The sequence below is a fragment of the Lacimicrobium alkaliphilum genome (assembly GCF_002591895.1).
In the GTDB taxonomy this organism is placed as follows: domain Bacteria; phylum Pseudomonadota; class Gammaproteobacteria; order Enterobacterales; family Alteromonadaceae; genus Lacimicrobium; species Lacimicrobium alkaliphilum.
In genome coordinates this window covers 1-11,998 of sequence record NZ_NISX01000018.1, presented here as the reverse complement: position 1 = coordinate 11,998, position 11,998 = coordinate 1, and the positions used below count along the sequence as shown (strand labels likewise).

Annotated in this window: 9 protein-coding genes; 2 read left to right on the top strand and 7 right to left on the bottom strand. The window is 46.4% G+C overall.

The annotated features are described in order from the left end of the window. Positions 1-39: 39 nt before the first annotated feature. The 6 genes from CDA54_RS15510 to CDA54_RS15485 form a co-directional block, all read right to left on the bottom strand. Positions 40-1,107 (bottom strand): GNAT family N-acetyltransferase, encoded by a 1,068-nt coding sequence (locus CDA54_RS15510; protein WP_099035952.1) that lies wholly within the window; start codon positions 1,105-1,107, stop codon positions 40-42. Positions 1,108-1,248: 141 nt separating this feature from the next. After that, positions 1,249-3,024, bottom strand: coding sequence for an asparagine synthetase B family protein (locus CDA54_RS15505; RefSeq protein ID WP_099035951.1), 1,776 nt, complete (start codon positions 3,022-3,024; stop codon positions 1,249-1,251). Between the two features lie 220 nt (positions 3,025-3,244). Continuing rightward, positions 3,245-3,508 carry a DUF2442 domain-containing protein gene (locus tag CDA54_RS15500; protein ID WP_099035950.1) on the bottom strand — a complete coding sequence of 88 codons (264 nt, stop codon included), beginning with the start codon at positions 3,506-3,508 and terminating at the stop codon, positions 3,245-3,247. After that, positions 3,489-3,725, bottom strand: a complete 237-nt coding sequence (locus CDA54_RS15495; protein WP_099035949.1) for a DUF4160 domain-containing protein — start codon at positions 3,723-3,725, stop codon at positions 3,489-3,491. The genes CDA54_RS15500 and CDA54_RS15495 overlap by 20 nt, the downstream gene beginning before the upstream one ends. Before the next feature lie 293 nt (positions 3,726-4,018). Then, positions 4,019-5,011 carry a hypothetical protein gene (locus tag CDA54_RS15490; protein WP_099035948.1) on the bottom strand — a complete coding sequence of 331 codons (993 nt, stop codon included), beginning with the start codon at positions 5,009-5,011 and terminating at the stop codon, positions 4,019-4,021. Positions 5,012-5,022: 11 nt separating this feature from the next. Next, positions 5,023-5,688 carry a tetratricopeptide repeat protein gene (locus CDA54_RS15485; protein WP_099035947.1) on the bottom strand — a complete coding sequence of 222 codons (666 nt, stop codon included), beginning with the start codon at positions 5,686-5,688 and terminating at the stop codon, positions 5,023-5,025. Between the two features lie 231 nt (positions 5,689-5,919). Here CDA54_RS15485 and CDA54_RS15480 point away from each other — a divergent pair, with 231 nt between their 5' ends. Then, entirely contained in the window at positions 5,920-9,321 is a 3,402-nt protein-coding gene (locus tag CDA54_RS15480; protein WP_180237242.1) for a fibronectin type III domain-containing protein, read from the top strand. A gap of 42 nt (positions 9,322-9,363) precedes the next feature. Here the strand turns inward: CDA54_RS15480 and CDA54_RS15475 are convergent, their stop codons facing one another. Further along, the gene (locus CDA54_RS15475) at positions 9,364-10,614 is read right to left on the bottom strand and encodes a UDP-N-acetylmuramoyl-tripeptide--D-alanyl-D-alanine ligase (RefSeq protein WP_099035945.1); all 1,251 of its coding nucleotides are present in this window, start codon (positions 10,612-10,614) and stop codon (positions 9,364-9,366) included. A gap of 205 nt (positions 10,615-10,819) precedes the next feature. Here CDA54_RS15475 and CDA54_RS15470 point away from each other — a divergent pair, with 205 nt between their 5' ends. After that, positions 10,820-11,977, top strand: coding sequence for a sugar-transfer associated ATP-grasp domain-containing protein (locus CDA54_RS15470; protein ID WP_099035944.1), 1,158 nt, complete (start codon positions 10,820-10,822; stop codon positions 11,975-11,977). The last annotated feature ends 21 nt before the right edge of the window (positions 11,978-11,998 follow it).

The following is an 11,998-nucleotide window of genomic DNA, read 5'->3' as shown; positions in this document are numbered from 1 at the left end:
TGTTGACTAACACACCATTAAGTATGGGTGCTGATAGCCTTAACGTTTTGACAATAAACGTTTCCTGATATCTGAGAGGTAGTTATAAAAAATATTGATCATGCCAATGGACCTTCGCTTATTACAGACTTGTACTCCGTAGAGCTTCTGACACTTATTCATCCAATCTTGTTTGTACGGATCGTCTCCGGTTAAAAAGTCGATCTTTGTCACTCTATCGTTTGCGATTACATACTCAAATATTGCCGCAGACAAAACCGTGCCAACACTCAGGTGGGTATACTGTTCATCATAGGCTAGCTTATAAATGTATGCGGTTCTATCATTCACAAACCATAGTTGGACTGCCACAGGTTTCTCAAAATGATACACAAATCCGAACCGCAGCTCTCCCTGGGACTTCTGATACCGGCAAATTTGATCAATAAATTCTGTACTGGCTTCTCTCTGCTTCCAACTCTTCGCATACACTTGGTGATAATCGTTAAGCAGCATCTCCAGGTCACTGTCCATAGTATCGGTTAAAACAACTTTATACTCTCCCAACTTCTCAAGCTTTCTACGCTTTCTTTTAATCGTATTTTTAAGCCGACTGGAGCGTTGAGCCCAGAATGAGTCAACCCCCTCGATATCATCATGGAACCAGTTCACCGAGTAATAATAGATATAGCTTTTGAAACCGGCACTATCAAAAGCTGATTTCCATAGGAGGGCCTGTTCGTGTGTTAGGGGGCAGATATTGATCAGATCAAATTTATCAAAAAAACCGGACGCAACTGCAACGACCTCTTTGCAGTCGGGTGTTTCCTCTTCCTCAGTGCATAATCCAAACATCGGCGAGTAATAATTACTCATACTATAGAGATGTTTTATCTTAAATAGTTTGTAGTCCTGTTCCAGTTGCTTAAATGGCAATAGTGCGAATTCGCCGTTACTGTACTGATACTCTACAATCTTGCTGGCGCCGGGCTGCCCCGCGTACTGTTCATATATGCGAAACCACTCAGATCTAATAAAAAGAGGAACCTGAGATAAACCTTTATCAGACACTGCTCGCTCGAAATCGAATTCATCAAAACCCGAGAAAACCTTATAAGTAGCAGTCAATTTACAGTCCCATCATCTTAATAAACTAGTAACGAACGAAATTCAGCTGCTCTGTGCAATCATCTACTGGTTGGCCAAACCAACCACTATTTCTTTCCGCAAAACGAGAAGAACGAATAACACCATCTCTCAACAACACCCTCAAAGCCCCCTGCTGGTCAGCCACAACTCCAGCACCACCATAATCCAGATCAGCTCGCCATAGTAGTTTGCATGGCCGGATTGATAAGTGCTTAAGGCTGTATCAATAAATTCAGGCCGGAAAATCTGTCTTTCCCGCAGTCGTTTAAGACTGTCGTTGGTGATTTTCTGCAAGGTGGGTTGTTCTTTCATCCACACCCCGAATGGCAGGCCGAAGCCATGCTTGGATTTACTCAGGGTTTCATCGGCCAGAAAACCACGGAAGGTATTCTTATAAAAATCTCTCAGCCTGTTACCGGGCAATTTAACACTGGCAGGCACAGTACAACTGAAATCCACCACTTCTTTTTCCAGCAGCGGATAACGCACTTCCACACCGGCTTTGCGGCACATTCTGGACACTTTAACCAGATCGTTGTCTGCCAGGGTGAATTTCCAGTCCAGGTACATCATCTGCTCAACGGCGTCATCACAGCGGCATTGCTGATAACGATCGCGCTTGGCCTTGGCTGGCTCTTCGGTATCAATGCTGGCCAGAAAATCTTCCCGGAACATGGTTTTCAGATCAAAGCGATTCAGGAAGTTGTAGGTATCCATACGATCCGGAAGCGGGATATTGGCCTGATCCACATAACTGAGACCTTTTTTCAGTACAGGCAGCTTACCAAGAGGGGTATTGAGTAACATTTCAAGGGGCTTTTGTACTACCCCGGGCACCTGGGAATAGGCTTCGAATACCTTCTGCTTGGCATAACGTTCATTGCCGCCAAACAGCTCATCACCACCATCCCCGGCGAGCATGACTTCGGTGCCACTTTCTTTAGCCACTTTAGCGCAGATATAGGCCGCCATCGCCGATGAGTTACCAAATGGCTCATCGTAATAACCTGCCACTTCGACAAAGTTATCGACAATCTCCTGCGGCTGCAGGTAGTGCACCTGGTGGTTGGTCTTAAACTTTTCTGCGGTTATTTTTGCGTACTCGGTTTCATCATAACCCTTAGCATCAAACCCAATGGAAATAGTCGGTGCCCCTGGCTGATGTTTGGCAAACATTCCGGCCACAGTAGAGCTGTCGAGCCCACCACTTAAAAAGGCGGCTGATTTTGGGGCGATATTGCGCTTAACAGCAAGTTCAATCACCTCGCGGCACTGAGCCATCAAAGCCTCAGTACTTTGATCGGAGTAATTGTATGCAGGCTGATACAGATTAGATTCCTGCATCTCCCCCGATGCCTGAACACACAGCTCGGTGCCGGGTTTGAGTTTCTGGGCACTGCGATAAATGGATCGCGAAGCAGGGATACAATGATAGAAACAATAATTAAACAGCGCCTGAGGGTTAAGCTCCAGACTCTCGTCCTCCAGCTCAGGCTCAATCAACTTAAGGGAATCGGTGACCCAATATTGTTCTGCATGTTGGGCAAGATACACCGGCACGCTACCCACATGGTCGGTCACCAACCGCAGGGCACCGGTTTGTTTATCCAGTATCACCAGCGCAAAGAAACCGGCAATCTCAGCATAAAAATCAGCGCCTTTTTCGGCCAGGCACTCCAGCAGCCACTGAGCAGGCTGTTTAAGGCCGTAATCCTGGTTATAGGGGCGCAATCTGCCCAGCACACAAACCAGGTGCTGATCATTTTCAGCCACCGATAAACCATGCTCGGCAACCAGGGTAAGCTTGCAGGCTTTATCGCCTGTGCGGGTTACCTCGATACGCTGGCTTGCGGTGTGATTCTGTGCCGGTTCTGAGCTGCTTTCCAGTTTCCACATAATTCCTTGCTTTCCTTAACCTTTTAGCCTGATAAAACAGCACCATGATACAAAAAGTGGGGTCAGAGTAAACTTAATTAAAAACCGATGTGACCAGCGCCAGTCTGTTTTGATGATTTAAGTTTACTCTGACCCTACTTATGCCTTGTTTTGTTGGACTAAAGTCCAACCTACAGGGGGGGGTTAAATAGGAGTTACGCCAACCCTTGTAGGACCCAATTTATTGGGCCAAAGACGTACGGTGCGTGCCTGCCAACAGACCCGCAACACTCAAATCTTCATCTAAATCAGGCCAGTGAATACCCTCACCATCTCCTAGTAACTGCCAGTTTGCAAGTTGCTCTGCTGAGGCGGAGGATAGCAGGGGGAACCAGATTAATGGTGCAGATAAAGTACGACCATCTGCCAGTTCAACAACAATAGCTACACTGGTGAATTCTACATTAACTGCCTGAGGGTGCAGTTCAACCGCTAAAGTACTCATTCCAGGCCTCCGTAAAGGTATCTTTATTTTTTACAACCAGCTCTTCAAGCTTCCTGAGTTCTTTGGGTGCAAAACGTATTGAGCTGGCCAATGCAACAGGCTTCAGCCAGAACTTAGCCAACATCCTATCTCGCTGGATATGTATATGGGCCGGTTCACCACTTTCATTGCTATAAAAGAAGAATCTGTATGGGCCAATACGCATTACTGTTGGCATGGGTTAATTATTCATCCTTTATTTCCGTTGTCCAGCATGAACCCGATAATACCCGTCATCCTCACCTGCTCGTCATCCTGGCGAACGTCAGGATCTCTTGTAGGGACCAATTTATTGGGCTAGTAACGTTAGGCCTACCTCTAAAAGTCGAATAAATTCCATCCTTCGGTTCGCGAGACAATACATCCTTGTATTCGCTTTCGACCCTACATCAAATAAATTCCATCCTTCGGTGTGCGAAACAAACCCACCCTGTCTTCGCTTTCGACCCCACAGATACAAAATCCTTCTTATCAATACCGCCAGGGCAGGATGCCGTAGATAGCGTCAATCATGCCTTCGGGTGCCTCATGTATACTAAGTACTTGCTTATTACGCATATCATAAGCAACCACAATTGAATTATTGCCGGAGCTGTACCTGAAGTTACCTTTTGATAAATACTTCAGCTTGGATTTGAAGTTGGTTTTTCTCAGTTTTGAGAAACCAATATAAAAAATATCCTCTTCAATCAACAAGCCTCTGCACCAACCATTGGGTCTATTCCTGTGGGCTTTGAATGGGTCATGCTTTTCGGTCACTGTCCTTGTTTCTGGCTCACACACTACCAATGTTCCATCGACCCTGGTAAATACAAGTTTGTCTCCCCACCAAAGTCCATCATGAACACTAATTGCTCCCCCATCACTGATATCTATAGAATCATTAACATCTGACAGACAAACTGCGTCTCCCTGAGTACATCTCGTCACCCAAAGCTTGCCCTCAAGCTTAAACACATAGTTAGGATGACTATGATGTGGCTTGGTCGAATGAACCTTTCTGTAATCTGTAGTCGGACTAAACCTGTGCCAGGGATCAAGGCCCTCAGTATTAAGAATTCCCTGTACTTTGCCACTACGCTTATCCAATAACACAACATTGTCGAGCCCGGTAGACGTTACCGCCAGATCATCACCAAATACGTGTACAGAGTGAACATTCTGAAAGCAAGGGTGAGAAAAGACCGCCTGAATTTCAAGGTCTGGTAAGGAATATTTATATATCTCAGTGTCAGTCGGCAACCAGAGAACATCCCCCTCAAGACAGGCCGCAGTATATTGCAGGTTAGGGTGCTCATCAGGATAATGGGCCCCACCTTCCTTTTTACTTAACACCTCAGTGAAGTGCCCAGTACTAAGATCGAGAGACACCATTATCGATTTTTCGTAGTATTTACCATCCCCTAATTCGAAACCATTGGGTCTCAACCCGGCGCCAGTAATCAGAACCTTATCAACTGCCACAGCTTTTCCTTTTATTCTTTTTCTAATTCATCAAGTTTGTTAAGTAACCCCGGCAATGGATAACCCGCCTCATAGGCAATGTTGGCATGTTTGCGAGCTATATCCGGCAGTTTAAGATCCACCAGAACTAAGCCAAGATTATAATGAGCTTCTATATATTCAGGTTTTAATTCAATTGTTCTTTGCAACAAGGATCTAGCCCTGTCTAAGCGATTGTTCCTGAACTCATGGATCCCCCAAACCATCAAGGTTTCCGCTCTTCCAGGAAACACCCTATCGGCTCTCTCAAAAAAACAGTCTGCTTTAAACTGGGGTTTTTTATAGTTGCGACTGTTTTGCAGAGTAGGTGAATTATTGTAACGCTTTTCATACCGCGAATATGCGTCCAGACCGCCGGGATGGTTGGGGATGGAGTTCAATACGAATAGTATATCACCCGGAAGGGCTGTCGTTGTGCCTTTCTGGAGAGATCTTACCTCTGGTGTAAAGTGATAATGCTCAACAAAATACAACAGGCTCTTCCCGCGCCCCTGTGTTGCAACTCTCGTTTCATTGTCATAGTAATCATATGGTTTGCCCCGCTTCCATTCCAAATTAAAACAGGATGCACTGACCATACTGGACGCTAACAGCAAAGGTAAAATTAACAGGCTGAACCGGCCATAGCAGAATTTCATCTAAATCTCGCTTACCCACGTAATAAGAGTAGGATACTAAATTATACCGGGGGCTTAGACCACCCATATAGCAAGATTTTAAACTTATAGTCTTCTATACTCTTTGCTATCAGGGTCATTGTCACAGATTAGTCAAAAAGTTAGTCTCGATCTCAAAGTATTCATCGTTTGGAGCCATTTATGGAACCGATTCTCCGGCCACTTGTTATCGGCCTCAGCAGTTTATCACTTATGTTCAGTAGTAACTTATCCGCTCAAAACGATGAGTTTGGCTGGCAACCTATCGCCAACACCGAGCTCCAGGATTATTGTCCGCCCTCTGGGCTGTATGACTATAGCTTCAGTTATTACTGTAAGAATGTCATCTATGCTTGGAATAGTGGTGCACTGGATCAAAGTTCCGGCAAAATGTTTATCTGGGGAGGAGGACATACCGATTATTATGGCAATGAGCTTTATCAGTTCGATGCCATAAATCAGGAAATGTTACGCCTGACAGAACCAGCAGCAGTCGCAGACCCTTATGCAAAACCAGCACAGAGCGAATTGGAGCCCTTCAATGGCTCTCAGCCGAACTCCCGGCATACATATGATGGTCTGACTTTCCTTCAGAACGAAAAAATATTGTGGGCATTTTCTGGTGCACTGGCGGGTCGCAACTCCCCACTATTGGATAATCTGACCTGGTTGTATTTTCCCCACGAGAACAGATGGAAGCTGGATCCCGCTAAAGGCGACATTCCTGATGGGTCGTTTGGAGTAGTATCAGCTTATGACAGCGAGACAGGAAAAGTCTTTCTGCATAACAGAGAAGCGCTATACAGCTACGAATATCACCCAGATGGTGGCACATATAAGCAGCTCAACAACAGTGGCAGTCTCGGCCTGGGCTTAAATGGCGCGATTGATCCTGTTAACCGGCTGTTTTTAATTATCGGTGACGGTCAGCAATATATCTATGAGCTGACTGAAGAGTCTGGATACCGGCGCATTGCTGCGCCCCTTAAAGGTGATGCCGATTTTATTAAAAAACATGATGCACCGGGCCTGACTTATAACAGCAAGGACGGCCACTTTTATGCCTGGCCCGGCAATGGCAAGCTGTACCGCTTTAATTCTGAAGATATGTCCTGGCAAAGCCTGGCCCTGTCAAACGATCCCGGACCTCAGGCAAGCAAGGGCACTTTTGGCCGTTTCGCCTATCTGAAATCCATTGACAGCTTTGTTTTGGTACACAGCCCGGTACAAAATGCCTATCTGTTGAAATTACCAGAGGGAGAAGACACCGAGGCTCCCTCCACCCCGGCTAATTTTAACGCCGAATACCCCTACCCTGGTGCAGTGTCGGTAACCTGGCAGCCCAGCGAGGATAACTATGGTGTCGCCGGTTATAAGGTGATGGTCAACGATAAGCAGGTTGTCGAGCAACTTGGTACAGAATATAAATCCATGGCTTATGAGCCTGGTGAAACCTTGAAGGTTCAGGTGCAGGCCTTTGATTCGGCTGGCAACCTCAGCCCGCTCTCTGCTCCCAAGAATATCACTCTGCTTGCCAGTCAGGCGAAAATGCGCCTGGGAGATTGTTCAAAAGAGCCTCGCCTCTCTGAACGGGACGATATTGTATTTTGCGAACCCTGGGAAGATGAGAACTGGTGGCAGACAGGCAAATACCTTCGCGACCCCATAGTAGATGATCCGCGCCCGATGCGGGAAAGCTCAGTGGCTTATGCCGAGCTTACTGATGAAAACTGTATTGATGGCAAATGCCTGAAAGTAAAGATGGAAAAAGACAAAAACTGGGCCCTTAGTGCTTTCTGGCCCCTAAAAAATGCCAACCTGGCCCCTGATAACCTGTATATGCGCTACTACCTCAAGTTAAGCGATGACTGGGATATCAATATGTGCAAAGCCAATGGCGATATATCCGGCGCCGGGGGTAAATTTCCGGGCCTTGCCGATGTACGCACCTGGGCTGACCCCGTTGGCCAGTGCGGTAATGGTGGTGCCTCGGGCGATGGTATTAACTGCTGGTCGATGCGCCTGAATTATCGTAACTGTGAGAGTAATGACGGCGAAGCCTGCGCCACCAAACCGGAAGCCGCCATGCGCCTGGGCTCTTACCTCTATCACCCGCTACAGCCAGGCAGTACCGGCAGTGCGGCCCATTGGGATGGTGATGACTGGAGTCAGGCCAAAGCCGGGGAGTGCGACAGCAAACCCGGCAACCTATTCTGTGGTAAAGGCGACGGCGGCGTGCTGGAACGTGGAGTCTGGTATCAGATTGAGATGCAGGTGGGCATGAACACACCTGGTGAAGCCGATGGTGTAATTCGCGGCTGGGTCAATGGCCAGCTTAGTTACGAAAAAACCAATATGGTTTTCCGTAATGAGGGCCATGACTTCCTGCACAATCGCCTGGCCTGGTTCAATATCTTTAAAGGTGGCCTGGACGGCAACTGCAGTACCTCCCATGTGTATCTGGATCAGATGGTCATAGCTTTGGACCAACCCATTGGCGGAGTAGACAGCTCCACTGAACTGCCCCCCACTATGAGTTTAACCGTAACGCCTGAACAGCCCACCGAAAATGAACCTGTTACCGTGGCATGGTCGAGTGACAATGCCGAAAACTGCCGGGCCACTGGTATCTGGGAAGGGCATAAAAATACCCAGGGCGAGGAAGTTATTGGCCCCTTCACCGAATCCGGAATTGTCAGACTGGATTGTGAAGGCAGTGGCGGCAAAGTAGCCCGTCAGGCAACGGTATTGGTTAACGGCAACCCCATTGAAGAAGACCGGACCGATATCAACATATCCCGCCCCTCGGGTTTACAGGTCACAGAACTGACCGATACCTTTTTGAAGCTGGAGTGGGACGAAGCTCCTGAACAGGAAGAGATAGAAACCTATCGGGTGCTACTGAACAATGTGCTGTTGGATGAAGTAACCGAGCCCTATCTGACAGTGCAGAACCTGGTGCCCGGTGTGACGCTGGAATACCGGGTGCAGGCGGTCAATAGTAAAGGCTTTATGTCGGCACCATCAGAACCACTGAGCGTTGACGTGCCGGATAATCGAGAGGATAAGAGCAAGATTACCCTTTACCCTTCATCGGATACCTATCTGGCACGCTCTACCTTTAAATCTTTAGGTAAAAGCACTCAGCTGTCGCTTTCAGGCGCGCGCAATATACTGCTCAAGTTCCCGGTGGAATTGTTAGGTACCGACAGAGTCAGATTCCGCAAAGCAATCCTGACACTGACTCCAAAAGCTCAGTATGGTAATTCACTGGCTGAATTACACCTGGTTGCCAAAGACTGGCATGAACTTCAGGCGAGCCGCGACTATGCTGACCGCAGCGCCAAACGCAAATGGGTGCGTGAAATTGGTGACTGGCTGGACAAAAATGGTGATTTACACGGTGATGAGCCAAGGGCCTTAATCGATCTGCCCGATACCAACGCCACCGAGCCAGTGCAAATCGATATCACCTGGACAGTGCGAGGCTGGTTGAGTGATACAGACAATCACGGCATCCTGCTGAAAATACGCGACGGTCGTTCCCATTACTTCCACAGCAAAGAATCAGCAGCTCCTGATACCTGGCCAAAACTGGATATTGAGTTATATTAGGGCGCTTATATAGCGGCAACGCTGGTGCGTTGCCGCTATATTTTACTGTGGATCTACAGCGTTAAATCTTTCAGAAACCTGACTGGCAAGCTGATAGAGGTTTGTACCATGTGAGCCTTTAAAGAGTATTGCATCGTCTGCCTGTAACAGCTTATCCAGAATCTCTTCGGCCTGGTCGACACCCTCACAACAAAAACTATTACCTTCTGGCTGAACCTCCCGGAAACCTCTGATGTACGCTCCGGCGTAGTCGCCACAGGCGATAAACTGATTAGCCACCGCACCAACCTGTTTACCTGTCTCATAGTGCAAGGCTTCACTTTGCTCTCCTAATTCCAGCATATCGCTTAATACAACAACTCTACGCCGGTCTGAGGCCACCGAAGCAAACGTTTCCAGTGCCGCCTTAACTGAGAGCGGATTAGCGTTAAAGGCATCGTTCAGAATTAACGTATTGGAGGAGCCCTTCTGGATCGTGCCCCGATCCGGTCTGGGCTGCACATTTTGCAGCACTGTCTGCATCTTCGCTCTGTCTACTCCGGCAACAAGACCGGCACACCAGGATGCCATAACACTGTATAAGTGATAACGGTTAGTCACATAAGGAAAATGCATCTGCACCTGCCCTTCTGGATCAGATAACAGCGCCTCGATGCCCTCTACGGATTGAGTGACTATCTTCATATATACATCGGCCTTTTCATCAAAACCAAATAACAGCGTCTTACCCTGATGCAAGTTCTGCATCTCCCGTACCCGGCTGTCATCGGCGCACAAAATGGCCACACCGTTTTCTGGCAAGGCAGAAACGATACGACTTTTTTCTTCAGCTACCGCTTCAATGCTGCCCAGCGTTTCCAAATGGCCCGGCGCGACAGTGGTAACGATAGACATGCTGGGGCTGAAAACCGTCACCTGCTTTCTTATTTGCCCCGGCAGCATTGCCCCCACCTCAAGCACCAGATACTGCTCTTTTTCACGGCCGGAAAAAAGCCAGTAAGTGGTAACAAGCAAAGCCTTAATCAAGGCTGTATAGCTTTTGACATTGGGCCTGTTAATGATAGTGGATGGGACACCTGTGCGATTGTTAGCGTTACCTGAGGTAGCTCTGACATTGAAGCCCTCACTCAGAACTAAGGCTACATATTCTTTAGTCGTTGTTTTCCCCACACTTCCGGTGATAGCTATGACTTTCCTCGGAAAGTGTTTGAGCTCCAGCCAGGCCATTTTCCTTAGCATTAGTGCCATTGTCTCAATCTTTAGCTCATTAAGCCTTGTTCTGATATTCAACATTCAACTATCTCATTTATAAAGGCTTTTTTCAGGACGGTAGAATACAAGTATTACAGTCGATTTTCACTATAAAACGGTGCCAGCTGGAGATGCCTCTGAGAATTTGGTTGCGTTTATAACCCAAAACTGACAATTTATGGCGTTTGGTACTAGTATATCTGGGCCGTAACTTCAACCTTCAAGCACTCATCACGGATGCAGTATAGTGTTCAAATCGAAAATTGATAAAATTAGTCAACTCAACGCCATGGCTTCATTGGTAAGAGATGCTCATAGTAAGAACTACTTATCTCAACTTGTTGATATTATAAAGCTGTATCAGCTGAATCCCACGTGCAATATCTGGGACTATTATCGGCATCGTATATATGCATCGCAGAGAGGTTCTGAAATATACAAAAACGTATTAAGTAGAGATAGCCAGGAAACTCTGAGCAGAAGCCTCAACCCCCGACATGCAGTATCAATTGCCTGGGATAAGATGCTTTTTACAATCTTAGCCAACACTTATCAGATACCAACCCCAAAACTCTATGCCGTATACAAACCAGACGGAAATTTCGCTGATTTTATAGAAAGAAAATTAACTAGCATTGAAGAAGTAAAATCATTTTTTTCTGGTGCCACATATCCTATTTTTGCAAAGCCTGTAAAAGGGAACTTGGGAACTGGCGCAATCTGTATAAGCGATTATTGCAGAGAAACAGACACTATCAAAAAGGCTGATGGCAATGAATTATCTTTTGAGGAGTTCTTACAAAAGACAATAAATCATAAAGCCAAGCGATATGTTAAAAAGGCAGGCTATCTGTTTCAGCAATCTGTCATCCAACACGACGAAATCACTGAGTTTACCGGCTCCACAACGCCATCTGGTTTCAGATTTGTAGTTTTAAATATGGCTGATGGGCCCAAAATACATAGAGTAATCTGGAAAATTGTTTCAAAAGGAAACATCAATGACAATTTCAATGTCGGTAAAACAGGCAACCTGATTGTCAATGTATGTCCTGAGACAGGCTCGCTATCAGATGCGGTAACGGCGTGCTGGCCTTTTGCAGAATACAAATCCGCACACGAAGTGACAAAAAGAAAGTTTAAAGATTTCAACATACCAATCTGGGAAAGTATCGCCTCTTCGGTTAAAAGAGCTTCTGGATTTTTCACTGATATTAAGATTTTGCATTGGGACATCATAGTTACAAATGATGGCCCAGTTATGCTTGAACTTAATGATATAGGTGGGACAGATATATTGCAGATGCATGAAAAGGGGCTTATTGACGAAACCCTTAGAGCCTTCCTAAGAAAAGAAGGTAATCTGGAAATGAATACTAAACTGAAAAAAATGCTCCTTAGATAGAGACTGTAAAAATATCTGTGT

Excerpts from the sequence above, each read along its gene's own strand:
- CDA54_RS15505 (WP_099035951.1), bottom strand. The coding sequence starts at position 3,024 with ATGTGGAAACTGGAAAGCAGCTCAGAACCGGCACAGAATCACACCGCA.
- CDA54_RS15475 (WP_099035945.1), bottom strand. The coding sequence starts at position 10,614 with ATGTTGAATATCAGAACAAGGCTTAATGAGCTAAAGATTGAGACAATG.
- CDA54_RS15500 (WP_099035950.1), bottom strand. The coding sequence starts at position 3,508 with ATGAGTACTTTAGCGGTTGAACTGCACCCTCAGGCAGTTAATGTAGAA.
- CDA54_RS15480 (WP_180237242.1), top strand. The coding sequence starts at position 5,920 with ATGTTCAGTAGTAACTTATCCGCTCAAAACGATGAGTTTGGCTGGCAA.
- CDA54_RS15485 (WP_099035947.1), bottom strand. The coding sequence starts at position 5,688 with ATGAAATTCTGCTATGGCCGGTTCAGCCTGTTAATTTTACCTTTGCTG.
- CDA54_RS15495 (WP_099035949.1), bottom strand. The coding sequence starts at position 3,725 with ATGCCAACAGTAATGCGTATTGGCCCATACAGATTCTTCTTTTATAGC.